This window comes from Streptomyces sp. NPDC126497 (assembly GCF_040302425.1).
In the GTDB taxonomy this organism is placed as follows: Bacteria; Actinomycetota; Actinomycetes; order Streptomycetales; family Streptomycetaceae; genus Streptomyces.
Genome location: NZ_JBEORT010000023.1, coordinates 1 through 24007, shown reverse-complemented (window position 1 = coordinate 24007; position 24007 = coordinate 1). Strand labels below are relative to the sequence as shown.

23 protein-coding genes are annotated in these 24007 nt (G+C 72.1%); 18 read left to right on the top strand and 5 right to left on the bottom strand.

From position 1 onward, the window contains the following. Positions 1-33 precede the first annotated feature (33 nt). From ABTY20_RS13470 to ABTY20_RS13440, 7 genes are all read left to right on the top strand, one after another. On the top strand, positions 34-1071 hold the full coding sequence (locus ABTY20_RS13470) for an MraY family glycosyltransferase (protein WP_351997135.1): 1038 nt from the start codon (positions 34-36) through the stop codon (positions 1069-1071). A 91-nt stretch (positions 1072-1162) separates the two neighbouring features. Next, on the top strand, positions 1163-3004 hold the full coding sequence (dnaK, locus tag ABTY20_RS13465) for a molecular chaperone DnaK (protein WP_351997134.1): 1842 nt from the start codon (positions 1163-1165) through the stop codon (positions 3002-3004). Continuing rightward, positions 3001-3669 carry a nucleotide exchange factor GrpE gene (gene grpE, locus ABTY20_RS13460; RefSeq protein WP_351997133.1) on the top strand — a complete coding sequence of 223 codons (669 nt, stop codon included), beginning with the start codon at positions 3001-3003 and terminating at the stop codon, positions 3667-3669. The genes dnaK and grpE overlap by 4 nt, the downstream gene beginning before the upstream one ends. 36 nt (positions 3670-3705) lie before the next feature. After that, a complete protein-coding gene (gene dnaJ / locus ABTY20_RS13455; RefSeq protein WP_351997132.1) occupies positions 3706-4878 on the top strand; it encodes a molecular chaperone DnaJ in 1173 nt (390 codons plus the stop codon). 5 nt (positions 4879-4883) lie between these two features. Continuing rightward, positions 4884-5333 carry a heat shock protein transcriptional repressor HspR gene (locus ABTY20_RS13450; protein WP_351997131.1) on the top strand — a complete coding sequence of 150 codons (450 nt, stop codon included), beginning with the start codon at positions 4884-4886 and terminating at the stop codon, positions 5331-5333. Between the two features lie 264 nt (positions 5334-5597). Beyond that, positions 5598-6716 carry a substrate-binding domain-containing protein gene (locus ABTY20_RS13445; protein WP_502991800.1) on the top strand — a complete coding sequence of 373 codons (1119 nt, stop codon included), beginning with the start codon at positions 5598-5600 and terminating at the stop codon, positions 6714-6716. 131 nt (positions 6717-6847) lie between these two features. Continuing rightward, on the top strand, positions 6848-7879 hold the full coding sequence (locus ABTY20_RS13440; protein ID WP_351997174.1) for a helix-turn-helix transcriptional regulator: 1032 nt from the start codon (positions 6848-6850) through the stop codon (positions 7877-7879). On the opposite strand, the gene ABTY20_RS13435 is transcribed toward ABTY20_RS13440, so the two are convergent. Both ABTY20_RS13435 and ABTY20_RS13430 read right to left on the bottom strand, forming a co-directional pair. Next, the gene (locus ABTY20_RS13435) at positions 7842-8816 is read right to left on the bottom strand and encodes a helix-turn-helix transcriptional regulator (protein ID WP_351997129.1); all 975 of its coding nucleotides are present in this window, start codon (positions 8814-8816) and stop codon (positions 7842-7844) included. The two genes, ABTY20_RS13440 and ABTY20_RS13435, sit on opposite strands and share 38 nt — an antisense overlap. A gap of 19 nt (positions 8817-8835) precedes the next feature. Continuing rightward, on the bottom strand, positions 8836-9822 hold the full coding sequence (locus ABTY20_RS13430) for a helix-turn-helix transcriptional regulator (RefSeq protein ID WP_351997128.1): 987 nt from the start codon (positions 9820-9822) through the stop codon (positions 8836-8838). A gap of 132 nt (positions 9823-9954) precedes the next feature. Here ABTY20_RS13430 and ABTY20_RS13425 point away from each other — a divergent pair, with 132 nt between their 5' ends. Together ABTY20_RS13425 and ABTY20_RS13420 are read left to right on the top strand one after the other, a co-directional pair. Then, positions 9955-10101 (top strand): hypothetical protein, encoded by a 147-nt coding sequence (locus tag ABTY20_RS13425; protein WP_351997127.1) that lies wholly within the window; start codon positions 9955-9957, stop codon positions 10099-10101. A gap of 1 nt (position 10102) precedes the next feature. Further along, on the top strand, positions 10103-10438 hold the full coding sequence (locus ABTY20_RS13420; protein WP_351997126.1) for a hypothetical protein: 336 nt from the start codon (positions 10103-10105) through the stop codon (positions 10436-10438). 157 nt (positions 10439-10595) lie between these two features. Here the strand turns inward: ABTY20_RS13420 and ABTY20_RS13415 are convergent, their stop codons facing one another. Continuing rightward, entirely contained in the window at positions 10596-11012 is a 417-nt protein-coding gene (locus tag ABTY20_RS13415; RefSeq protein ID WP_351997125.1) for a pyridoxamine 5'-phosphate oxidase family protein, read from the bottom strand. Positions 11013-11148: 136 nt separating this feature from the next. Here ABTY20_RS13415 and clpB point away from each other — a divergent pair, with 136 nt between their 5' ends. Together clpB and ABTY20_RS13405 are read left to right on the top strand one after the other, a co-directional pair. After that, positions 11149-13746, top strand: a complete 2598-nt coding sequence (gene clpB / locus ABTY20_RS13410; RefSeq protein WP_351997124.1) for an ATP-dependent chaperone ClpB — start codon at positions 11149-11151, stop codon at positions 13744-13746. Positions 13747-13921: 175 nt separating this feature from the next. Further along, entirely contained in the window at positions 13922-14449 is a 528-nt protein-coding gene (locus ABTY20_RS13405) for a type III secretion system chaperone family protein (protein ID WP_351997123.1), read from the top strand. A gap of 151 nt (positions 14450-14600) precedes the next feature. Here the strand turns inward: ABTY20_RS13405 and ABTY20_RS13400 are convergent, their stop codons facing one another. Then, positions 14601-15080 carry an ATP-binding protein gene (locus ABTY20_RS13400; RefSeq protein ID WP_351997122.1) on the bottom strand — a complete coding sequence of 160 codons (480 nt, stop codon included), beginning with the start codon at positions 15078-15080 and terminating at the stop codon, positions 14601-14603. Positions 15081-15800: 720 nt separating this feature from the next. On the opposite strand from ABTY20_RS13400, the gene ABTY20_RS13395 reads away from it, so the two are divergent. Beyond that, entirely contained in the window at positions 15801-15980 is a 180-nt protein-coding gene (locus tag ABTY20_RS13395) for a hypothetical protein (RefSeq protein WP_351997176.1), read from the top strand. A gap of 36 nt (positions 15981-16016) precedes the next feature. Here the strand turns inward: ABTY20_RS13395 and ABTY20_RS13390 are convergent, their stop codons facing one another. Beyond that, complete coding sequence (locus ABTY20_RS13390; RefSeq protein ID WP_351997121.1) at positions 16017-17207, bottom strand: pyridoxal phosphate-dependent aminotransferase; 1191 nt, start codon at positions 17205-17207, stop codon at positions 16017-16019. Positions 17208-17983: 776 nt separating this feature from the next. Here ABTY20_RS13390 and ABTY20_RS13385 point away from each other — a divergent pair. The 6 genes from ABTY20_RS13385 (at position 17984) to fbaA (ending at position 23773) form a co-directional block, all read left to right on the top strand. Next, positions 17984-18502, top strand: coding sequence for a DUF2617 family protein (locus tag ABTY20_RS13385; protein WP_351997120.1), 519 nt, complete (start codon positions 17984-17986; stop codon positions 18500-18502). Between the two features lie 109 nt (positions 18503-18611). Further along, the gene (locus ABTY20_RS13380) at positions 18612-20276 is read left to right on the top strand and encodes a polyamine aminopropyltransferase (protein ID WP_351997119.1); all 1665 of its coding nucleotides are present in this window, start codon (positions 18612-18614) and stop codon (positions 20274-20276) included. Between the two features lie 85 nt (positions 20277-20361). Continuing rightward, positions 20362-21210 (top strand): SRPBCC domain-containing protein, encoded by an 849-nt coding sequence (locus tag ABTY20_RS13375; RefSeq protein WP_351997118.1) that lies wholly within the window; start codon positions 20362-20364, stop codon positions 21208-21210. A 36-nt stretch (positions 21211-21246) separates the two neighbouring features. Next, entirely contained in the window at positions 21247-22035 is a 789-nt protein-coding gene (locus ABTY20_RS13370; protein ID WP_351997117.1) for an aldose epimerase family protein, read from the top strand. Positions 22036-22045: 10 nt separating this feature from the next. Beyond that, entirely contained in the window at positions 22046-22594 is a 549-nt protein-coding gene (gene pyrE, locus ABTY20_RS13365) for an orotate phosphoribosyltransferase (protein ID WP_351997116.1), read from the top strand. Positions 22595-22741: 147 nt separating this feature from the next. Then, positions 22742-23773 carry a class II fructose-bisphosphate aldolase gene (gene fbaA / locus ABTY20_RS13360; RefSeq protein WP_351997115.1) on the top strand — a complete coding sequence of 344 codons (1032 nt, stop codon included), beginning with the start codon at positions 22742-22744 and terminating at the stop codon, positions 23771-23773. Positions 23774-24007 lie beyond the last annotated feature (234 nt).

Below are 24007 nucleotides of genomic sequence, written 5' to 3'. Positions count from 1 at the left end.
ATAAATCGGCCCATACGCCCCTAACTTATATCCGTGCTCTACGGGATCGTCGCCGCCGCCACCGCCCTGCTGTTCTCCGCCCTCCTCGCGGAGCTGCTGCGGGTCCCCGCCCTGCGCCTGGGAATCCTGGACCGCAGACGCCGCTGGGCGCTGCCGCTGTCCGGGGGAACGGCCGTCGTGCTCGCGACCGTGCTGGTGGCGGGGGTCGGCGACCGGGCGGGACACGCCCCGCTCGGCACCGGGGTCGGGCGGCTGCTGGCCGCCGGGGTCTGGGTCGGCGTCCTCGGGCTGGCCGCCGACGTGTGGCGGCTGCGGTGGTGGGTCCCGCTCGCCGGTACGGCCGTGGCGGCGGCGCTCGTCGTGCCGTACGCGGAGACCGGGGTGCCGGCGGGCGTGCTCGCCGTGGGGTGGGTCGTGGCGGTCACCGCCGCCTTCCGGGGGCTCGACCACGCCGACGGGCTGGCCGGCACCGTGGGGGTGGTGACCGCGTTCGGGACGGCGGCCTGTGCGGCGGCCGAGCTGATGGACGGGATCGCGCTGCTGCTGAGCGTGCTGGCCGCCGCGCTCGCCGGGTTCCTGCTGCACAACTGGCACCCCGCGCGGTCCGGGCTCGGCGCCGGCGGCTCGCTGTTCGCCGGGTTCGTGGTGGCCGCGGCGGCGGTGTTCGTGCGGGCCGGCCAGGGGACCGGGGCCGGCGCCGGGGTGCTGTTCGCCCTGACGGCCGTGGTGTGCGCCGACGCCGTCCTGGTGGTCCTCGCGCGACGGCTGTCCCGGTGGCCCGTGACGCGCGGCCGGCCGGACCACCTCGGGCACCGGCTGCGCCGGCTCGGACTCGCTCCCCGCGCGGTGACCGTCCTGCTCGGCGTGGCGTCGCTGGGCGGGGTACTCGTGGGAGTGGCCGCGCACACCGGACGGGTCTCCGGGGGTGCGACGGTCTGGGTGGCGGCGGTGGCCGCGGTGGTCGTCCTCGCGCTCCTGCGCCTTCCCGTCCCTCCTGTTTTTCACCCTCGCCAGCGATCTTCCGAGGCGTCGCCGCAGGTCACGGACCGGTTGCGTGTAAGGAGTGGATGAGAGTTGAGCCTGCTCGACTCAGCTCTGTTGACCCTGCGCCGGGTGTCAGGCATGCTTGAGTCCGTTCCACTCAAGTCATGGAGGAATCGAAATGGCACGTGCGGTCGGCATCGACCTGGGCACGACTAACTCCGTCGTCAGCGTTCTGGAGGGCGGCGAGCCCACCGTCATCACCAACGCCGAGGGCGCCAGGACCACGCCGTCCGTCGTCGCCTTCGCCAAGAACGGCGAGGTGCTGGTCGGCGAGGTGGCCAAGCGCCAGGCCGTCACCAACGTCGACAGGACCATCCGGTCGGTCAAGCGCCACATGGGCACCGACTGGAAGATCAACCTGGACGGCAAGGACTTCAACCCGCAGCAGATCAGCGCCTTCGTGCTGCAGAAGCTGAAGCGTGACGCCGAGGCGTACCTGGGCGAGAAGGTCACGGACGCGGTCATCACCGTCCCGGCGTACTTCAACGACGCCGAGCGCCAGGCCACCAAGGAGGCCGGCGAGATCGCCGGCCTGAACGTGCTGCGCATCGTCAACGAGCCGACGGCCGCCGCCCTGGCGTACGGCCTGGACAAGGACGAGCAGGTCATCCTGGTCTTCGACCTCGGTGGCGGTACGTTCGACGTCTCGCTGCTGGAGATCGGCGACGGCGTCGTCGAGGTGAAGGCCACCAACGGTGACAACAACCTCGGCGGTGACGACTGGGACCAGCGCGTCGTCGACTACCTGGTCAAGCAGTTCCAGTCCGGGCACGGCGTGGACCTGGCCAAGGACAAGATGGCGCTGCAGCGTCTGCGCGAGGCCGCCGAGAAGGCGAAGATCGAGCTGTCCTCGTCCACCGAGACCACGATCAACCTCCCCTACATCACCGCCTCCGCCGAGGGCCCCCTGCACCTCGACGAGAAGCTGACCCGCGCCCAGTTCCAGCAGCTGACCGCGGACCTGCTCGAGCGCTGCAAGACGCCGTTCCACAACGTCGTCAAGGACGCCGGCATCCAGCTGTCCGAGATCGACCACGTGGTCCTCGTCGGCGGTTCCACCCGCATGCCCGCCGTCGCCGAGCTCGTCAAGGAGCTGACCGGCGGCAAGGAGGCCAACAAGGGCGTCAACCCGGACGAGGTCGTCTCGATCGGCGCCGCGCTCCAGGCCGGTGTGCTCAAGGGCGAGGTCAAGGACGTCCTGCTGCTCGACGTCACCCCGCTGTCCCTCGGCATCGAGACCAAGGGCGGCATCATGACCAAGCTGATCGAGCGCAACACCACGATCCCGACCAAGCGCTCCGAGATCTTCACCACGGCCGAGGACAACCAGCCGTCCGTGCAGATCCAGGTCTACCAGGGCGAGCGCGAGATCGCCGCGTACAACAAGAAGCTCGGCATGTTCGAGCTGACCGGTCTGCCCCCGGCGCCGCGCGGCGTCCCGCAGATCGAGGTCTCCTTCGACATCGACGCCAACGGCATCATGCACGTGACCGCGAAGGACCTGGGCACGGGCAAGGAGCAGAAGATGACCGTCACCGGCGGCTCCTCGCTGCCGAAGGACGAGGTCGACCGGATGCGCCAGGAGGCCGAGAAGTACGCGGAGGAGGACCACGCCCGCCGCGAGGCCGCCGAGTCCCGCAACCAGGGCGAGCAGCTCGTCTACCAGACGGAGAAGTTCCTCAGCGACAACGCGGACAAGGTCCCCGGTGACGTCAAGACCGAGGTCGAGACCGCCGTCGCCGAGCTGAAGGAGAAGCTCAAGGGCGAGGACACCGCCGAGATCCGCACCGCCACGGAGAAGGTCGCCGCCGTCTCCCAGAAGCTGGGCCAGGCCATGTACGCCGACGCCCAGGGCGCCCAGGCGGCCGGTGCGTCCGCCGGTGCCGGCGAGGCCAAGGCCGACGACGACGTCGTCGACGCCGAGATCGTCGACGAGGACCGCAAGGACGGTGCGGCGTGACCGAGGAGACCCCGGGCTTCGACGAGCAGTCGCAGCAGCCCGACGTCCCCTCCGAGGAAGCCGAGCCGAAGGCCGCCGCCCAGCCCTCCGAGGAGGAGGGGGCGGCCCCGGCCGGGGACACGGGCCAGGAAGCGGCACTGGTGGCCCAGCTGGACCAGGCGCGCACGGCGCTCAACGAGCGCACGGCGGACCTCCAGCGCCTCCAGGCCGAGTTCCAGAACTACCGGCGCCGGGTCGAGCGTGACCGGATCGCGGTGAAGGAGATCGCCGTGGCGAACCTCCTGAGCGAGCTGCTCCCCGTGCTCGACGACGTCGGCCGCGCGCGGGAACACGGCGAGCTGGTCGGCGGCTTCAAGTCCGTCGCCGAGTCGCTGGAGACGATCATCGCCAAGATGGGTCTGCAGCAGTTCGGCAAGGAGGGCGAGCCCTTCGACCCGACGATCCACGAGGCGCTGATGCACAGTTACGCGCCGGACGTCACCGAGACGACGTGCGTGGCGATCCTGCAGCCGGGGTACCGCATCGGCGAGCGCACCATCCGCCCCGCGCGGGTGGCCGTCGCCGAGCCGCAGCCCGGCGCGCAGACCGTCAAGCCGGCCGAGGAGGGCGCCGAGGCGCAGGACGACTCGGAGAACAAGGAGAGCGGTGGCCCGGACGAGGGCTGACGCGGGAGTCGACGCAGGGAAGGAGGGACGTCGGGGATGAGCACCAAGGACTTCATCGAGAAGGACTTCTACAAGGTCCTCGGCGTCCCCAAGGACGCCACCGAGGCCGAGATCAAGAAGGCGTACCGGAAGCTCGCCCGCGAGTTCCACCCGGACGCCAACAAGGGCAACGCCAAGGCGGAGGAGCGGTTCAAGGAGATCTCCGAGGCGAACGACGTCCTCGGCGACCCCAAGAAGCGCAAGGAGTACGACGAGGCGCGCGCGCTCTTCGGCGCCGGCGGGTTCCGCCCGGGGCCGGGCGCGGGCGGCGGCTCCTTCAACTTCGACCTGGGCGACCTCTTCGGGGGTCAGGCCGGCGGCCAGGCGGGCGGCTTCGGCGGCGGCCTGGGTGACGTCTTCGGGGGCCTGTTCAACCGCGGCGGCGCGGGGACCACGCGTACCCAGCCGCGGCGCGGCCAGGACATCGAGTCCGAGGTGACGCTGAGCTTCACCGAGGCGATCGAGGGCGCGACGGTCCCGCTGCGGATGTCGTCGCAGGCGCCCTGCAAGGCCTGTTCGGGCACCGGCGACAAGAACGGCACACCGCGCGTGTGCCCGACCTGCGTCGGCACCGGCCAGGTGGCGCGGGGCTCGGGCGGCGGCTTCTCGCTCACCGATCCCTGCCCCGACTGCAAGGGACGCGGTCTGATCGCGGAGGAGCCCTGCGAGATCTGCAAGGGCAGCGGCCGCGCCAAGTCCTCGCGGACCATGCAGGTGCGCATCCCCGCGGGCGTCAGCGACGGCCAGCGGATCCGGCTGCGCGGCAAGGGCGCGCCGGGCGAGCGCGGCGGTCCCGCCGGTGATCTGTACGTCGTCGTGCACGTCGGCACCCACCCGGTGTTCGGCCGCAAGGACGACAACCTGACCGTCACCGTGCCCGTCACGTTCGCCGAGGCCGCCCTCGGCGGTGAGGTGCGGGTCCCGACGCTGGGCGGTCCGCCGGTCACGCTGAAGCTGCCGCCGGGCACACCCAACGGGCGCACCATGCGGGCCCGTGGCAAGGGCGCGGTCCGCAAGGACGGCACCCGCGGTGATCTGCTGGTCACCGTGGAGGTGAGTGTTCCCAAGGACGTGTCGGGGAAGGCTCGTGACGCACTGGTGGCGTATCGCGAGGCGACCGCGGACGACGATCCGCGGGCGGAGCTGTTCCAGGCCGCGAAGGGAGCTTGATCTGCATGGACGGCCGTCGACGCAATCCGTATGAACTGACCCAGGACACCCCGGTCTACGTCATCTCGGTGGCGGCCCAGCTCTCCGGTCTGCACCCGCAGACGCTGCGCCAGTACGACCGGCTGGGTCTCGTGTCGCCGGACCGCACGGCCGGCCGGGGCCGCCGTTACTCGGCCCGTGACATCGAGCTGCTCCGTCAGGTGCAGCAGCTGTCACAGGACGAGGGCATCAACCTGGCCGGGATCAAACGCATCATCGAACTGGAGAACCAGGTCGCCGCCCTCCAGGCCCGCGTGGCCGAGCTGGAGGGCGCCCTCGACGGGGCGGCGGCGGCGATGCGCCAGCGCGAGGCCGCGGTGCACGCCTCGTACCGCCGCGACCTGGTGCCGTACCAGGAGGTGCAGCACACCAGCGCGCTGGTGGTGTGGCGGCCCAAGCGGCAGCAGCAGGACTGAGGCGCCGGTCCCGGGGCGCCGCGGGAGGCCCTGAGGTTCACCGAACCTCAGGGCCTCTTGGCTTGTCCGTGCTCGCGTGTGGCTATGGTATGACTGCGCGTCCAGATGATCCTCGCCGGACGTCCGCAGGTCTCTCACGAGCCCGGCGCCCCGTGCCGTGTCCATCTCGTTAAGCGGACGGCCTTGACTCCGGCGGGGGCTGAAGCGTTGGCTTTTCAGTCACATGGGCCGCAAAGCTGTGCCCACGTCCGAAACGCACCTGAAGTGAGCCCTCGCATGCGTCGTATCGCCATATCCGTGGCCGCCACCTCCATGTCCGTCATGCTCGCCGGATGCGGCGTGCTCAACGCGACGGGGAGCAGCGACGAGGCGAGCCCGGGCAAGGGCGACGACGTCACCGTCGGGCTGCTGCTCCCGGAGAAGGCCAACACCCGGTACGAGCAGTTCGACTACCCCATCTTCAAGACGAAGGTGGAGTCGCTCACCAACAAGAAGGGCAAGGTCGAGTACGCCAACGCCGAGGCGGACGCCGGCAAGCAGGCCGACCAGATGCAGCAGATGATCGACGACGAGGTCGACGTCATCGTGCTGGACCCGGTCGACTCGCACGCCATCGCGGACGGCGTGCAGAAGGCCAAGGACGCGGGCATCCCCGTCATCGCCTACGACCGGCTGGCCGAGGGCCCGATCGACGCGTACGTCTCCTTCGACAACGCGCTGGTCGGCGAGGTGCAGGGCCGTTCCCTGCTGGAGTCGCTCGGGAGCGACGGCGGCATCACCGACAAGATCGTGATGATGAACGGCTCGTCGACCGACCCCAACGCCAAGCAGTTCAAGGCGAGCGCGCTCTCCGAGCTCAAGGGCAAGGTGACGATCGCCAAGTCCTACGACACCAAGGACTGGAAGCCGGAGAACGCCCAGGCCAACATGACCGAGGCGATCAACGCGATCGGCGCGGGCGACATCAAGGCGGTCTACTCCGCCAACGACGGCATGGCGGGCGGGATCGTCAAGGCGCTGAAGGCCGCCGGCGTGACCGACCTGCCCCCGATCACCGGCCAGGACGCCGAACTCGCGGCGGTGCAGCGCATCCTCGTCGGCGAGCAGTACATGAGCGTCTACAAGTCCTACCCGGAGGAGGCCGAGAGCGCCGCCGAGATGGCCGTGGCGAAGGTCCAGGGCAAGGACATCCAGTTCGACGCGCTGACCCGCGAGCGGGTGGACAGCCCCACGCACAAGGACATCCCGGCGCAGCTCGTGCCCGTGGTCGCGCTGACGAAGGACAACATCGAGGCCACCGTGATCGCCGACAAGATCTACGACGTCTCGGACATCTGCACCGCGGAGTACAAGGCGGCCTGCGCGGCCGTCAAGCTGAAGTAGCCGCCCCGTCGTTATCCGGCCACGGCGCCGCTCCCCCCGACCGGCGCCGGGCCCCGCCCGTGTTGCACAGCCGGTTGCGGCCGCGCATAGTTGCGCTGCGGAAAGTGGCTGAACCGGGGGTGGGATGGGCGATGGCCGGGCACGGGACGGAGGAGCATCCACACGGTGCCGACCGACTGTGCGAGGCCGGGGATCGCGTGTATTCCCGGGCCGTGCGGTGCGGACGGCTGCCGCGCCGGGACGCGGAGCCGGTGCCCTGCCTGCTGGAGCTCGCCCTGCTGCACCCGGACCCCGACGACATGGACTGGCTGGTGCCGACCGCCCCGCAGGAGGTCATGACCCGGCTGCTGCGCGGGATGTACGACGAGGTGAGCGCGAGTCAGCGCCGGGTCGGCTCGGCCGTCGAGGCCTTCGAGCGGTACGCCGGTCTGGGCCGCCAGGTGTCCGCCTCGCGGTCGTCGGCGGAGGGCCCGGCGATCCGGGTGCTGGACGGACTGGCCCGCATCCAGGCGGCGATGGACGAGGCGACGCAGGCGTGCACCACCGAGGTGCTCACCGTGCAGCCGGGCGGCATCCGGCGTGAGGCGGAGCTGTCGGAGGGACTGCACCGGGCGATGGCGCTGCGCGGCCGGGGCGTGCGCATGCGGGACCTGTACACGCACGTCGCCCGGCACGGGCACGGGCTGCTCAGCTATCTGGAGCTGATGGGCGACGCGGTGGAGGCGCGCACGCTGGACGAGGTGGTCGAGCGGCTGATCCTCTTCGACCGCACGGTCGCGTTCATCCCCGCCAACACCGAGCGCACCATGGCGCTGGAGCTGCGCCACCCGGCGCTGGTGGACTACCTGGGCACGGTCTTCGACCGGCTGTGGCGGCTCGCCATCCCGCTGACCGCCCCGCTGCCCGCCACCGGCATCGAGGGCATCTCGCACCGCGAGCAGTCCATCGCGGCCCTGCTCGCGGAGGGACACCAGGACGCGGTGATCGCGGAACGGCTGGGCATCAGCGTGCGGACCTGCCGGGCCCACATTGCCCGCCTGTCGGAGACGCTGGGCGCGGCCAGCCGTACGCAACTGGGCGTCCGCATCGCCCAGGCCGGCCTGGACGGGGCCCGGGGCCCGGCGGTCACGTCGCCCGGTCGAGGATCCCCGAGCGGGCGATGAGGTAGCCGAGCTGGGCCCTGCTGCCGCTGCCCAGCGTCGCGGCGAGCTTGGCGATGTGCTCGCGCGCGGTGCGCACGTTCATCCCGAGCCGCTCGGCCACGACGGCGTCGGTGTGGCCCTCGACCAGCAGGGCGGCGATGGCCCGCTGGCGGGGGGTGACGCCGTTCAGCGGGGGCTGCCGCACGGCCCGCGGGTACAGGGGCGTGGCGAGGTGCCACAGGCGGTCGAAGACGGTCACCAGGAACCCCACGATGGCCGGGTGGCGGACCTCCAGGGCCGAACTGCGGTCCACGGTGGCCGGGATGAACGCCACCTCCCGGTCGACCACGACGAGACGTTCGGTGATCTCGTCCAGGGTCCGCGCCTCGACGTCGCCCGTCAGCCGTTCGTAGCGGGCGAGGAGCGGGGGCGCGTGGCGCAGGGTGTGCTGGTAGAGGGCGCGGATCCGGCCGCCGCGGTCGAGCAGGGCCTGGTCGCGCCGGAGCGCGGGCTCGTGGAGGGCCGGGTCGGGGTTGATGTAGCTGCTGTACGGCTGGACGGAGAGCAGGTCGGTGGCGTCGGCCATCGTCTCGTCGATGACCCGTCCGATGTGCTCCTTGCCGCTGTGCAGCGCGATGAGGGGGGTCGCCGTCGCCCCGGACCCGCCGGCCCGCAGCAGCGGCCCCAGCGCCTCGACCAGACGCTCCTCGCGCCGGCGCTCCTCGGCGACGCGGTCCGCCGAGGCCCGCAGCAGCCGGTGCAGGGCGACCTGCGGCGCGACGGGCTCCAGCCCGTCGGGATCGTCGGGGGCGGGGTGCAGCAGGCCGAGACGGAGGAGGTGCGGGGCCCCGGCGGCCGCCGGGGCGGGCAGCCGGCCCTGGCGGAGGGCGCGGGTGTACAGGTCGAGGGCCTCCTCGTCCAGGAACTCCGGCCCGTCGTCGTGCGCGTTCTCGGTCATGCCCGGATCGCCCCCCGGATCATTGGTCCCGCCGCAGGATTCCCGACTGTGCGATGAGGTACCCCAGCTGGGCGCGGCTGCCGCTGCCGAGGGTGGCGGCGAGCTTGGCTATGTGGGCGCGGCAGGTGCGGACGTTCATGCCGAGACGGCGGGCGATGGCCTCGTCGACGTGGCCCTCGACGAGGAGTTTGGCGATCGAGTGCTGGATGTCGGTGATGCCTCCGGGGGCGGGGTCGTAGGGCGCGCCGGCGGTCAGCGGCACCGAGCGGCTCCACATGAACTCGAACACCTTGATCAGATAGCGGACGAGGCCGGGCTGGCGGAGTTCGAGGGCGACCTGCTGGTCGTCCCGGGTGGGGATGAAGGCGACCGTCTCGTCGCAGACGATGAGGCGTTCCACCACCTCGTCGATGGTCCGGTACTCCACCCGGCCCGCGGAGAGCTGTTCCACGTACGCCCGCTTCTCCGGGCTGTAGCGGGCGGTGTGCTGGTAGAGCGTCCTGATCCGCACGCCCCGCTCGATGAGGGGCTTGTCCCGCTCCAGCCCCTGGACGATGCTCCGCTCGGAGAAGCGGTCGTCGCTCGGCTGGATGGTGAGCATCTCGGTGTGGCACTGGGTGGCGGCGAGGTTGAGGGCGGCGTTGATGCGCTCGCTGCCCTCCAGGACGGTGATCGAGTTCTCGGTGGTGACGGCCTGGGCGCCCAGGGCCATGAACGGCTCGAAGACGTCCGCCAGCCGGACCGACAGCCGCCGGCGCTCCGCGATGTCGCGCTCGATGGGGTGCAGCCGCTGCGCCAGGGCGATCGCCGGGGCGACCGGGCGCAGCCAGTTCTTGTCGTCGGGATCGGGGTGCAGCAGGGCGAGTTCCATCAGGCACGGCGCCTCCTCGGCCGCCTCCCGTGCGACCCTCCCCATACGCAGAGCATGGGCATAAAGTCGGCCGCCTGCTTCGCACAGTTCGGTCACCGCATGGGAATGTGTCCCTTTAGTTCGATTTGCCACCAAATCTCCACCCCCCAGGGTCCTGAACGTGCAGGAACATGATGCACCGTTTGTGTGGCCACAACGTGTTCGAATGAGCCATCGTCTTACTAGACGGGGGAACGAGGAGACTTTCACGTGAGGACGAAGCCGACTATGCGCAAGAGACTGCTTCGCTCGGTGCTCGCAGCCGCCCTCTCCGCCGTCGCGGCCTTCGGAGCGCTGAGCGGTTACTCCGACGCGAAGAGTGGGACGCTGGCCGACAGCCACTGGCCGTCGATCGTCGTCGACTCGGGGCGTTGATGTGACTACTCCACCCGACGACCGTTCCTTCCGCAGGGAGATGGCCACCGCCTACCGATCCGGATGGCACTTCATCGACCTGGTCACCGCCCTCCCCCACAGCGGTGACTCGTTGATGGTGACCGTCTTCGGTGAGCCGGTCGTCGTCACCCGCGACGAGGACGGGGACGTACGGGCGTACCGGTGCCTGCGGCGGCCCAGGGGGGCGCCGAAGCCCGTGCGGTGTGCCATCCGGTACGGAATGATCTTTGTGAACCTGGACCAGCGGGATCACCGACAGGTGGAGTCCGACTCCCCTGCCCCCCGGGCCATCTCTGCCACCCCCCGCAGTGCCTGACGCGATTCCCCCGTCGTAAAAGATCGCGCAGGCGCTTCCCCCCGCAGCGGCGTCACCGTGACCTGAACACGGTGACGCCGCTGCAGTTCTGCGGGACATTTCCGGGTATCGACCCGATCGCGCGATGGCCGGAAACAGCCGCCCGGCGCCGCCCGCCTCACCCGCGCCCCAGCGCCCGTGTGAGCGCGATCTCGATGACCACCCGCGACGGGTTCGGCGACGGCGTCCGCCCGTAGCGCTCCGCGTACCGCCGCTCCGCCTCCGCGACCCGCTCCCGGTCCGTGCGGACCACCGCCCGCCCCTCCAGCGTCGCCCACCGCCGGCCGTCCACCTGGCACACCGCGACGGCCGCGCCCCGGTCCCCCGCCGCCCGTACGTGGCGCACCTTCGCGCTCGTCACATTGGTGATCACCCGGGCCAGCCGCGCCCGGGGGTCGTACGTCACCCCGACGGGTACCACGTGCGGGGTGCCGTCCGGACGGAGGGTGGTGAGCGTGCACAGGTGCCTCTCGCGCCAGAAGCCGAGGTACGACGCGTCCGGATCGCCCGGATCTACCGAGTACGTGGTGGTCATGGACCGGAACTTAACCCCCGCCGCACTCCCGTCCGCCACCTTGAGTGGAATAGACTCAAGTTTGTGTACGCTGACCGAGTCAGCACCGAAGGCCGCCGAGGCCGCCGAGGGTCACCGCGAAGAGGAGAACGGACACGTGGACGCCGAGCTGACCAACCGGAGCCGGGAAGCGCTTCAGGCCGCCGGGAACCGGGCCGTGACCGAGGGACACCCCGACCTCACCCCCGCCCACCTGCTGCTTTCCCTGCTCGCCGGGCAGGAGAACGAGAACATCACGGATCTGCTCGCCGCGGTCGACGCCGACCGGGCCGCCGTGCGCTCCGGGGCCGAGCGCGTCCTCGCCGGCCTGCCGAGCGTCACCGGGTCCACCGTGGCGCCGCCCCAGCCCAACCGCGAACTGCTCGCCGTCATCGCGGACGCCCAGGCCCGCGCCCGCGACCTCGGCGACGAGTACCTCTCCACCGAACACCTCCTCATCGGCATCGCCGCCAAGGGCGGGGCCGCCGGCGAGGTGCTCTCGCGGCAGGGCGCCACCGCGAGGAAGCTGCAGGACGCCTTCCAGAAGGCGCGCGGGGCCCGCCGGGTGACCACCGCCGACCCCGAGGGCCAGTACAAGGCCCTGGAGAAGTTCGGCACCGACCTCACCGCCTCCGCCCGCGAGGGCAGGCTCGACCCCGTCATCGGACGCGACCAGGAGATCCGGCGCGTGGTCCAGGTGCTGTCCCGCCGCACCAAGAACAACCCGGTGCTGATCGGCGAGCCGGGCGTCGGCAAGACCGCCGTCGTCGAGGGCCTCGCCCAGCGCATCGTCAAGGGCGACGTCCCCGAGTCGCTGAAGAACAAGCGGCTGGTCGCCCTCGACCTCGGCGCCATGGTCGCCGGCGCCAAGTACCGCGGCGAGTTCGAGGAACGCCTCAAGACCGTCCTCGCCGAGATCAAGGACTCCGACGGCCAGGTCATCACCTTCATCGACGAACTGCACACCGTCGTCGGCGCCGGCGCCGGCGGTGACTCCGCCATGGACGCCGGCAACATGCTCAAGCCCATGCTCGCCCGCGGCGAACTCCGCATGGTCGGCGCCACCACCCTCGACGAGTACCGCGAACGCATCGAGAAGGACCCGGCCCTGGAGCGCCGCTTCCAGCAGGTCCTCGTCGCCGAACCGACCGTCGAGGACTCCATCGCCATCCTGCGCGGACTCAAGGGCCGCTACGAGGCCCACCACAAGGTCCAGATCGCCGACAGCGCCCTCGTCGCCGCCGCCGCCCTCTCCGACCGCTACATCACCTCCCGCTTCCTCCCCGACAAGGCCATCGACCTCGTCGACGAGGCCGCCAGCCGCCTCCGCATGGAGATCGACTCCTCGCCCGTCGAGATCGACGAACTCCAGCGCGCCGTCGACCGGCTGAAGATGGAGGAACTCGCCATCGGCAAGGAGACCGACGCCGCCTCCCGCGAACGCCTGGAGAAGCTGCGCCGCGACCTCGCCGACAAGGAGGAGGAACTGCGCGGACTCAACGCCCGCTGGGAGAAGGAGAAGCAGTCCCTCAACCGGGTCGGCGCACTCAAGGAGAAGCTCGACGAACTGCGCGGCCAGGCCGAACGCGCCCAGCGCGACGGAGACTTCGACACCGCCTCCAAGCTCCTCTACGGCGAGATCCCGAGCCTGGAACGCGACCTGGAGGCCGCCTCCGAGGCCGAGGAGGAGGTTGCCGGGGACACCATGGTCAAGGAGGAGGTCGGCGCCGACGACATCGCCGACGTCGTCGCCTCCTGGACCGGCATCCCGGCCGGCCGCCTCATGGAGGGCGAGACCCAGAAGCTGCTCCGCATGGAGGACGAGATCGGCAGGCGCCTCATCGGCCAGACCGAGGCCGTACGCGCCGTCTCCGACGCCGTGCGCCGCTCCCGGGCCGGCATCGCCGACCCCGACCGCCCCACCGGCTCCTTCCTCTTCCTCGGCCCCACCGGCGTCGGCAAGACCGAACTGGCCAAGGCCCTCGCCGACTTCCTCTTCGACGACGAGCGGGCGATGGTCCGCATCGACATGTCGGAGTACAGCGAGAAGCACTCCGTCGCCCGCCTCGTCGGCGCGCCCCCCGGCTACGTCGGCTACGAGGAGGGCGGCCAGCTCACCGAGGCCGTCCGCCGCCGCCCCTACAGCGTCGTCCTCCTCGACGAGGTCGAGAAGGCCCACCCCGAGGTCTTCGACATCCTGCTCCAGGTCCTCGACGACGGCCGCCTCACCGACGGCCAGGGCCGCACCGTCGACTTCCGCAACACCATCCTGGTGCTGACCTCCAACCTGGGCAGCCAGTACCTGGTCGACCCGCTCACCACCGAGACGGAGAAGCGGGAACAGGTCCTGGAGGTGGTCCGCGCCTCCTTCAAGCCGGAGTTCCTCAACCGCCTCGACGACCTGGTCGTCTTCGCCGCCCTCACCAAGCCCGAACTGGCACGCATCGCGCGGCTCCAGCTCGACGGCCTGGCCCGCCGCCTCGCCGAGCGCCGCCTCACCCTGGACATCACCCCCGAGGCCCTGGAGTGGCTCGCCGAGGAGGGCCTGGACCCCGCCTACGGCGCCCGCCCGCTGCGCCGCCTCGTCCAGACCGCCATCGGCGACCGCCTCGCCAAGGAGATCCTGGCCGGCGAGATCAAGGACGGCGACACGGTCCGCGTGGACCGCTTCGAGGACGGACTCCTGGTGGGCCCGGCGACCGGCAAGGCACTCTGAGTGACGGTTCCGTTTTCGGGCCCGATGTCCCCCGGGGGCGTTGGGCCCGAGCCGTACCGGGTACCCCGGCACTGACCGGATCGAGTCAGCCCACGGCTGACAGGCCCGTCGGGGCTTGCCACCCCCCTCCCCGCATGGGGGAGGATGGCGGGATCCGTACGAAGGGAAAATCACGGTGACCATCGACCCGTCCTCGATTCCGAATTTCGGGGGCCAGCCCGAGCCGCAGCCGCAAGGACCGGCGGGCCCCGTCGTCCCGGATCAGGACCTCGTGAAGCAGCTCCTCGACCAGATGGAGCTCAAGTACGTCGTCGACGACGAGGGTGACCTCGCGGCGCCGTGGGAGCAGTTCCGCACCTACTTCATGTTCCGCGGCGAGGACGACCAGCAGATCTTCTCCGTCCGGACGTTCTACGACCGGCCGCACCAGATCGACGAGAAGCCGCAGCTGCTCGAGTCCGTCGACGACTGGAACCGGCGCACGCTGTGGCCCAAGGTCTACACCCACACCCACGACGACGGCACGGTCCGTCTCATCGGTGAGGCCCAGATGCTGATCGGCATGGGCGTCAGCCTGGAGCACTTCGTCTCGTCGACGGTGAGCTGGGTGCGGGCCGCGATCGAGTTCGACAAGTGGCTCGTCGAGCAGCTCGGCCTGGAGCAGGAGATCAACGAGGCGGACAAGCCCGAGGACGACGAGTAGTCCGCCTCCGAGCACGACGGCGCGGCGGGTGCCGGCAGGCGCGCGCCGCACGGGGGGAGCCCGCCCCGGGCACCGACCGCACGACGGCCGGTGCCCGGGGCCGGGCTCTTCGTGCTCCGCGGCCCCGCGCCCTTCCCCGGCCGGGCGCGGTTCACGGGCGGGACGGCGGGTGCGCGGGCAGCTCCGCCCACACCGTCTTGCCGACGGGCCGGCGGGGCTCCGTCCCCCAGCGCAGGACCAGGGCCTCCACCAGGAGCAGCCCCCGGCCGGACTCGCCCTCGGGACACGTCGGGGGTGCGGACGCGGGCGGTCGCTTCGCGGCGGCGGCGTCCGCGACCTCGACCCGCACCAGGCCCGCCGCCGCGTCGAGGACGAGCCGGAGGCCGAAGCCGCGTCCGGGGACCCGGCCGTGCCGTACGGCGTTCGCGGCGAGTTCCCCGACGACGAGGGCGACCGCGTACGACACGTCGGACGTCGGTGGATGGCCCCGTTCCGCCATCCACCGCACGGCGTGACGCCGGGCGAGCCGTGCGCCCCGCGCCGAGGAGACGAACTGTTCGCGTGCCTCCGCGGTGACGGGAGCGGTGCCCCGTCCCGGCTCGTCCTCGTGGGTGGTCGTTGCTGTCAGCACGGCTTTCCGTCCTCGCGTGTCGAGCGTGGATGTCCCGCGCAGTACACGAGTCATCACATTCCGTGTCCAAGGATCGCTCGATCGCCCTGCGCCCGACAGAGGGCACGGACGTGCCCTTCGAGCCATGGGGGAACGGAAGTGACGCCTTGGCCAACGGAATTGGCCCCGGCGCGGCCGTCGGACGGACCCCCGGCGTCGTCCCCGTCCGTGCCGGCAGGGCCCCGCACGGTCCGGCGCTGTGCTTCGGAGCCGTCTCCCGGGCCGCCTCCATGGGCGGGTCGAAGGCCGACCGCCACCGCGTCCGAGCCGACGGGGCACCGGTCGCGGGCCCTTGCACGGGTCCGCCGGTGTCCCGTCCGCGAGGGGCCGGCGGGCCACTGACCTCCCCAAGGAACCGGGGGAAAGAACCACCCGCCCACCCACCCTCCCCGCCGGAAGGCCCGCGTCACCCGTGCGAGTGACCGGCTTGCAGGTGCGGGACGCGGGCGGCTGCGTTCGCCGCGACAACCGCAAACAGATACGGCCCCCGGCCGGGACCGGCATCCCGAACGAGAGCCTGACCGATCAGGAAGTGAACCCCTTCCCGATGGCTGACCCGCAGTCTAACGCGCGCCTGCGCGCCGACGCCGGAGCTCCGACCTCCGGCGTGATCCACGTCCGCACCCGCCTCACGGCCGACTTCACCGTGGTCGCCGACGCCCTCGCCCAATCCACCTGGTCGTGGACCCGTACGCGCAGGAAGTCGTCCTCCACACACAGCCGACCGCCACCGGTTGCATCGCGGCGCACACGCACAAGTACGGCACGGTCAAGCTCCCCATTCCCCTGGCCGACGGCAGGACGTTCACCCTCGACCTGGACGAGCTCCCGCGCCCGGAGCCCGGGACGGACGCCCACTGACGAAGGGGCGCCGGTGCGCCGTACGCCGGCCGGCCGTCATGGGGTCGACCGCTTGAGCCGGGCGGCCGCCTCCTCCAACACGGACCGCTTCTTGCAGAAGGCGAAGCGGACGAAGGGAGCGCCCAGTTCGCGGCGGTCGTAGAAGACGGCCGTGGGGATGGCGACGACGCCCGCGCGCTCGGGCAGGGCCCGGCAGAAGGCGATGCCGTCGCTCTCGCCCAGGGGGCGGATGTCGGCGGTGACGAAGTAGGTGCCGGACGGGCGGTAGACCGTCAGGCCGGCCTCCTCCAGGCCCGCCGCCAGGAGGTCGCGCTTGGCCCACAGGTCGTCGCGGAAGCCGGTGAAGTACGACTCGGGCAGGGCGAGGGCCTCGGCGACCGCGTACTGGAAGGGGCCCGCGGAGACGTAGGTGAGGAACTGCTTGGCCGAGCGGACCGCCGTGACCAGGTCCGGGGAGGCCGTGATCCAGCCGACCTTCCATCCCGTGAACGAAAAGGTCTTCCCCGCGCTGGAGATGGTGACCGTGCGGTCCCGCATGCCGGGGAAGGTGGCCAGGGGGATGTGTTCGGCGTCGTCGAAGACCAGGTGCTCGTAGACCTCGTCGGTCACGACCAGCAGGTCCCGTTCGACGGCCAGCTCGGCGATCGCGGTCAGTTCCTCGCGGGTGAGGACGGTGCCGGTCGGGTTGTGCGGGGTGTTGAGCAGGAGCAGGCGGGTGCGGTCGGTGACGGCGTCGCGCAGTTCGTCGAGGTCGAGGCGGAAGCGGCCGTCGCGGGGGCGGAGGGTGACGGGGACACGGGTGCCGCCCGCCATGGCGACGCAGGCCGCGTAGGAGTCGTAGTACGGCTCGAGGGCGATCACCTCGTCGCCGGGTTCCACCAGGGCGAGCAGTGCGGCGGCGATCGCCTCGGTGGCGCCGGCGGTGACCAGGACCTCGGTGTCGGGGTCGACGGTGAGGCCGTAGCGGCGCTTCTGGTGCGCGGCGACGGCGGTGCGCAGTTCGGGGACGCCGGGGCCCGGCGGGTACTGGTTGCCGCGGCCGTCCCGCAGGGCGCGCACGGCGGCCTCCCTGACCTCCTCGGGGCCGTCGGTGTCGGGGAAGCCCTGGCCCAGGTTGATGGACCCGGTCCGCAGGGCCAGGGCGGACATCTCGGCGAAGATCGTCGTCCCGAACTCGGCGAGCCGGCGGTTCAGGAGGGGGCGCGCGCTGGAGGTCATGGCGGCCATCCTGCGCCGAAGCTCTGGATTTCCTCAACTGTGCTTTGGGCCGCGCGGGCGGAGGGCATCTCCCGGTCACACACGTGAGCGAGGCGCCCACGGGGGCCGCTTCGGGGATCACGGGGGAACGAGAGGAGGGTGACGCCATGATCGTCGGCATCATCCTGGCGGGGATTTTCGTGCTGCTCGTCGGGGGCGCCGCGAGCGCGGCCCGCAGGCCCGCGCGGCGGGTGGGGGCCGGCCGTCCGGGTCGTCGCGGCAGGGGGCGTGACAGCTGGTGGGCGGGGGGCGGCGGCAGCAGCGGCGGGTCCTGCTCGTCGTCGGGTTCCGACGGAGGATCGTCCTGCGGTGGTGGCTCGTCCTGCGGAGGCGGGTCGTCCTGCGGGGGCGGCGGCGGATGCGGTGGGGGAGGCAGCTGACACGGGGCAGCCCGCCTCCCTCACGGGGGACGACGTATCCGCGACAGCGGGGTCCGCGCCTGGGCGGGCCCCGCTGTGCCGTTCCGGGGACGCGCCGCACCGGCGCGCGCCGTCACCTCGGGGCGTGCGCCGGAGTTGAACAGGTGAGCTGGGGAGCCCCCCAGGGGATGGAAAGCCGACGAAGTTGGGTAAAACGCTGTGGTGGCACCACACTTCATGATTCCCTATAAATCACCGACGCAGCCCTCGGACTCCCCGCGGACCCTCCTTCCGGCCGGGCGACCGGGCTGACGGGCCGGGTTCCCCGGTGCGACCGGGGTGCGCGGACCCCCTCCCCCTCTCCATGCGTGCCAGCGGAGCCGATCCATGCTCACGACCCTGACCACCGCCTACTCCGACACCCGCGCGACCGACCTCGCCTGGGCCCTGGGACGCGAGCCTCTTCCCGCGCTGGCCACGCTCGATCTCGAACTGGCGGGGAGGAAAGTGCAGTTGAGACTGCTCGGAGCGTCCCACCAGGTACTGCTGGAGGAGGAGCGGGGGCTCTGCTCGGAGACGGTGGCGTGCATTCCGGGCAGCAGCACGCCGCTTCCGCTGGGCGTGGCCAAGCGGGTGGACGACTGGGAGTACGAGTTCGCCGCCCGGGTGGAGGTGCTCTCCCCGGGGTCCTTCGCGGGCCGCGCCCAGGAGCTGCTGGCCCTGGTCTCCGACCATCCGCAGGGCCTCGCCGGGGTCTTCCCCGGCAGCCCGCACGCCTTCACGGCGCTGCTCGCCCGGTGTCACGGGGAGCAGGTCCACTGGCGGACCTGGCACGCCTACCCGCAGGACGGGCAGCTGGTGGCCACGCGGACGAGGGTGGGGGTGCGGGCGAGGTCGGCGGTGTGAGGACGGAGGCCGGAGAGGCCGTCGCCCCCGCTCAGGGGAGGCGGCCGTAAACAAAGACCACACGTGTGGGTGACGTGCTGTCGCGGAGACGTGACGTAACGTCACTGGGGTGATCGAACCGCAGGCCCCCGCACCGCCCGGCTCCGCGCCATCCCGGGAGGGGTCGGACGGTGACGCGGGGAGCACGCTGCGGCTGCCGGTGCGGCAGGGCACGGGACGGTTCCTGGTCCTCGCGGGCGTCTTCGTCTGCGCGGCCTGCGGACTCGTGTACGAACTGGAACTCGTCGCGCTGGCCACGTACTTGATGGGCGACTCGGTCACCCAGGCGTCGGTCGTGCTGTCCGTGATGGTCTTCGCGATGGGCCTCGGCTCCCTGGCCGCGAAACGGCTGCGGCGGCACGCGGCGGCCTGGTTCGGCGCCGTCGAGGCGGCCCTCGCGCTGGTCGGCGGGTGCAGCGCGATGGCGCTGTACGCCGTGTTCGCCTGGACGGGTGCCTGGGGCGGTGCGTGGGCGAGCGGCCCGCGCTGGCTGCTGGTCGCCTTCTCCCTCGCCACCGGTCTGCTGATCGGGGCCGAGGTGCCGCTGCTGATGGAGCTGATCCAGCGGATCCGCCGGCAGGACGCGGGGGGCGCGGTGGCCGACCTGTCCGCGGCGGACTACGTCGGCGCGCTCGTCGGCGGGCTCGCCTTCCCCTTCCTGCTCCTGCCGGTCCTCGGCCAGCTGACCGGCGCGCTGATCACGGGGGCGGTCAACGCGGTCGTGGGCGGCGCGCTGGTGCTCGGGCTGTTCCGGCGGGACCTCACGCGGCGCGCCCGCCGGCTGCTGACGGCCGCCAACGTGGGCGTGCTCGTGGTCCTCGCCACGGCGGCCGTCCTCGTCGACGACTTCGAGCGGGCCGCCCGGCACGCCATGTACGGCTCGGACGTCCGCGTCGCCCTGCGGACGGACGTCCAGGAGGTGCTGCTCACCGGAGGACGGGGCGGGCGGCCGCTGAACCTGTTCCTCGACGGGCGGCTGCGGGTCGGCGGCCGGGACGAACTCCGGTACCACGAGGCCCTGGTGCACCCCGCGATGCGCGGGCCGCACGCCCGCGTGCTCGTCCTCGGCGGCGGTGACGGGCTGGCCGTGCGGGAGGTGCTGCGCCACACCGGCGTGCACCGGGTCGACGTCGTCGAGCTCGACGCGGGCGTGGTGCGGCTGGCGCGCCGCGACCCGGCGCTGTCCGCGCTGAACGCGCACGCGCTCGACGACCCGCGCGTACGGGTGACCACCGCGGACGCCTTCGACTGGCTGCGACGGGCGCCCCGGACGCCGTACGACGTGGTCGTCTCGGACCTGCCGCACCCCGGGATCACCGCGAGCACCAAGCTGTACTCGCAGGAGTTCTACGGGCTGGCCCGCCGGGCGCTGGCGCCCGGCGGGCGGCTCGTGGTGCACGGCGGCGCGGTGGCGTCCCGCGCCCGCGACTTCTGGACGGTGGACGCGACGCTCCGCGCGGCGGGGCTGCGGACCGCCGCCTACCGGGTGGGCGGCCGGCGGTCCGGTTTCGCCGCCGGACCCGACCGGGGCGCCGCGGCGACCGCCCACGCCCACCGGGACTGGGGGTTCGTCCTGGCCGCCCGCGACCGTCCCGAGCCGCGCCTCGACCCCGCCGGACCGCGTCCGCGCACGCTCACCGACGCCTCCCTCGCGGCGGACGTCCGGGCCGCGGAGCGCACCCGGGTCCCCGGCCTGCCGCCGTCCACGCTGCCGCACCCCCGGTACGCCGGCTGACCCCTTACCGCGTTCCGCACCGACGCGCCGCCACTTCCCGCCGACGGGGGTGCGGTCCGGCGTCGCGTGGGTAGGCTCCGGACTCATGGAGCACGAGGTGTTCGTTCCGGTCGAGGCGGAGCGGCTCAGGGAGGTGCTGGACGACCCCGCGCGGGTCGCCCGGGCGGTGCCCGGGCTCCAGCACGACGCCGGCGCGGACCCCGTCGCCGGGCGGCTGAAGGTCCGGATCGGCAACCACTCCGTCACCTACCGGGGAGCCGTACGGGTGTCCGCGCGCGACGACGGTTCCCACGCCGTCGAGGGCGAGGCGGCGGAGGCCCGCGGCAGCGGCGGGGTGACACTGGCGCTCCGCCTGCGCCTGCGGGCCGCGGAGGGCGGCACCGCCCTCACCGTCACCGGCACGGCGACGGCCGACGGCCGGATCACGGAATTCCCGGCGGACGCGGTGGCCGCGGCGGTGTCCCGCCTGCTGAACCGCTTCGCGGAGAACCTGGGCGCCGACGCGGCGGAGCGGGCCTCTGGCCCGGAGTCGCCCGAGATGCTGTCCACGGGGGACTTCGAACCCCGGGCCACCACCGACTTCGACACCACCCCGGACGCGGACGACGCCCCGCCACCGGCCCCGGACGACGCCCCGCCGCCTCCCCCGGACGCGGACGTCCCGTCCGTCTTCGACGCGGAGGTTCCGCCGCCCTCCTTCGACGACGAGGAGGAGGACGACGGCTCCGTCGCCGAGGCGGCGCACGCCCGGCGGACGATGATCGGCCGCAGCGCCGAGGAGGTGGACCACGCCCCGCCGCGCGGCCGCTACGCCCCCGTCCCCGCGCCGCAGACCGTCGCCTCCGACACCCCCCTGCGCTGGGCGGCGCCGGCGGCGGCCCTGGCGGTGGCCTCGGCGGTCGTCGCGATCAGGGCGCTCCGCAGACGCCGCTGAACGAGGCTCCCTCGATCGCCCCAGTAGGGTCGTCACGTGAGTAACGGAGACATCACGCTGACCGCGGGCGACGCGGAAGTGGACGTGCTGCCGGGAAACGGCGGGCGGGTCGGAGGGCTGCGGGTCGGGGGCGTCGAGCTGCTGCGGCAGGGGGAACGGTTCGGGTGCTTCCCGATGGTGCCCTGGTGCGGACGGATCCGTGACGGGCGGTTCCGGGACGGCGCCACCGTGCGGCAGATGCCGCTCAGCGCCCCGCCGCACGCCATCCACGGCACCGCCCGCGACGCCGCCTGGCGCACCGCCCGCACGAGCGCCGACGAGGCCGTGCTCACGTACGACCTCGTCGAGCCGTGGCCGTACCCCGGGCGCGTCACCCAGCGGATCGCGCTCACCGGGGACTCCCTGACCCTGGCGATGAGCGTGGAGACGTACGAGTCGTCCTTCCCCGCGCAGATCGGCTGGCACCCGTGGTTCAACCGGAACCTCGGCGGGCAGGACGTGGCGATCGACTTCGCGCCCGCCTGGCAGGAGGAGCGCGGGGACGACCACCTGCCGACGGGGCACCGGACCGACCCGAAGCCGGGTCCGTGGGACGACTGCTTCGGGATGCCGGGCGGGGTCGACGTCACCCTCACCTGGCCGGGGCGGCTGGAGCTGAGGGTGACCAGCCGCGAGGAGTGGGTCGTGGTCTACGACGAGCAGCGCGAGGCCGTCTGCGTCGAGCCGCAGACCGGGCCGCCCGACGGGCTGAACACCCACCCGCGCCTGGTCACCCCGCTGGAGCCGCTGGAGGCCTCGACGACCTGGACCTGGACCCGCCTCTAAGCTGGCCTCCATGAGCGAAGTACGCGGCGCGCTGCTGCAGCAGATCAAGGACAAGGCCGTGGTGCACGGCAAGGTGACCCTCTCCTCCGGTCTGGAGGCCGACTACTACGTCGACCTGCGCCGCATCACCCTCGACGGCGAGGCCGCCCCGCTGGTCGGGCAGGTGCTGCTGGACCTGACCGCGGAGCTGGAGTTCGACGCGGTGGGCGGGCTGACCATGGGCGCCGACCCGGTCGCGGCGAGCATGCTGCACGCCGCCGCCGCGCGGGGCCGGAAGCTGGACGCCTTCGTCGTCCGCAAGGCCGCCAAGGCGCACGGGCTGCAGCGGCGCGTCGAGGGCCCGGACATCAAGGGCCGCCGCGTCCTCGTCGTCGAGGACACCTCCACCACCGGCGGCTCCCCGCTCACCGCGGTCGAGGCCGTGCGCGAGGCCGGCGCCCAGGTCGTGGCCGTCGCGACGATCGTCGACCGGGCGACCGGCGCCGCCGAGAAGATCCAGGAGGGCGCCGGGGTGCCGTACCTGTTCGCCTACTCCAAGGACGAGCTCGGCCTCGACTGACGGGTCGGCCGACCACTGGCCGGACGGCGGGATGGACCTTCCGGCCGAGTCTGGAAGGATGGGCGCGACAATGACGTCGCATCCAAGGTTCCAGGTCAGGGCCGACCGTACGCAGCACGCCACACCGCACGCATAAGGAGCGGACAGATGCCCATCGCAACTCCCGAGGTCTACAACGAGATGCTGGACCGGGCGAAGGCGGGGAAGTTCGCCTACCCGGCCATCAACGTCACCTCGTCCCAGACCCTGCACGCGGCACTGCGCGGCTTCGCCGAGGCGGAGAGCGACGGCATCGTCCAGATCTCGACGGGCGGCGCCGAGTTCCTGGGCGGCCAGCACAGCAAGGACATGGTGACCGGCGCGGTCGCCCTGGCCGAGTTCGCGCACATCGTCGCCGAGAAGTACGACGTCAACATCGCCCTGCACACCGACCACTGCCCGAAGGACAAGCTCGACGGGTACGTCCGCCCGCTGCTCGCGGTGTCCGAGGAGCGCGTCAGGGCCGGCCGCAACCCGCTGTTCCAGTCCCACATGTGGGACGGCTCCGCGGAGACCCTCGCCGACAACCTCTCCATCGCCCAGGAGCTCCTCGAGCGCACCCGCGCCGCGAAGATCATCCTCGAGGTCGAGATCACCCCGACCGGCGGTGAGGAGGACGGCGTCACGCACGAGATCAACGACTCCCTCTACACCACGGTCGACGACGCCGTCCGCACCGCGGAGGCCCTCGGCCTCGGCGACAAGGGCCGCTACCTGCTCGCCGCGTCCTTCGGCAACGTGCACGGCGTGTACAAGCCGGGCAACGTCGTCCTCCGTCCCGAGCTGCTGAAGGAGCTCAACGAGGGCGTCGCCGCCAAGTACGGCAAGCCGGCCGGCTCCCAGCCGTTCGACTTCGTCTTCCACGGCGGCTCCGGCTCCACCCCGGAGGAGATCCTCACCGCGCTGGAGAACGGCGTCGTGAAGATGAACATCGACACCGACACCCAGTACGCGTTCACGCGCCCGGTCGCCGACCACATGCTCAAGAACTACGACGGCGTCCTGAAGGTCGACGGCGAGGTCGGCGACAAGAAGACCTACGACCCGCGCACCTGGGGCAAGCTGGCGGAGGCGTCCATGGCGGCCCGCGTCGTGGAGGCCTGCCGGAACCTGCGCTCGACGGGCACCCGCCTGAAGTAACCCGTCCGCGGCACGGAAGGGGTCCGGTACCGCTCGCGGATGCTGTTGGTTAATTCGGGCCTGGTCACTTCGCCCCGCCGCTATGCGGCGGGGCGAAGTGCTGTCAGGGGGCTGATGCGGGTACGGGCTAGGGGTGTGCTGGTGAGCCAGGCGTCGATGCGGATGAGGTTGACGGCGGCGCCGGTGAGCTGGTGCTGGAGGCTGGTCTTGGCCAGGCCGCGGTAGCGGGATCTG

Excerpts from the sequence above, each read along its gene's own strand:
- ABTY20_RS13450 (WP_351997131.1), top strand. The coding sequence starts at position 4,884 with ATGGACGGCCGTCGACGCAATCCGTATGAACTGACCCAGGACACCCCG.
- dnaJ (WP_351997132.1), top strand. The coding sequence starts at position 3,706 with ATGAGCACCAAGGACTTCATCGAGAAGGACTTCTACAAGGTCCTCGGC.
- ABTY20_RS13415 (WP_351997125.1), bottom strand. The coding sequence starts at position 11,012 with ATGACCACCACGTACTCGGTAGATCCGGGCGATCCGGACGCGTCGTAC.
- ABTY20_RS13390 (WP_351997121.1), bottom strand. The coding sequence starts at position 17,207 with ATGGCCGCCATGACCTCCAGCGCGCGCCCCCTCCTGAACCGCCGGCTC.
- ABTY20_RS13385 (WP_351997120.1), top strand. The coding sequence starts at position 17,984 with ATGCTCACGACCCTGACCACCGCCTACTCCGACACCCGCGCGACCGAC.
- ABTY20_RS13440 (WP_351997174.1), top strand. The coding sequence starts at position 6,848 with ATGGCCGGGCACGGGACGGAGGAGCATCCACACGGTGCCGACCGACTG.
- pyrE (WP_351997116.1), top strand. The coding sequence starts at position 22,046 with ATGAGCGAAGTACGCGGCGCGCTGCTGCAGCAGATCAAGGACAAGGCC.
- ABTY20_RS13375 (WP_351997118.1), top strand. The coding sequence starts at position 20,362 with ATGGAGCACGAGGTGTTCGTTCCGGTCGAGGCGGAGCGGCTCAGGGAG.
- ABTY20_RS13425 (WP_351997127.1), top strand. The coding sequence starts at position 9,955 with ATGCGCAAGAGACTGCTTCGCTCGGTGCTCGCAGCCGCCCTCTCCGCC.
- ABTY20_RS13435 (WP_351997129.1), bottom strand. The coding sequence starts at position 8,816 with ATGACCGAGAACGCGCACGACGACGGGCCGGAGTTCCTGGACGAGGAG.
- dnaK (WP_351997134.1), top strand. The coding sequence starts at position 1,163 with ATGGCACGTGCGGTCGGCATCGACCTGGGCACGACTAACTCCGTCGTC.
- fbaA (WP_351997115.1), top strand. The coding sequence starts at position 22,742 with ATGCCCATCGCAACTCCCGAGGTCTACAACGAGATGCTGGACCGGGCG.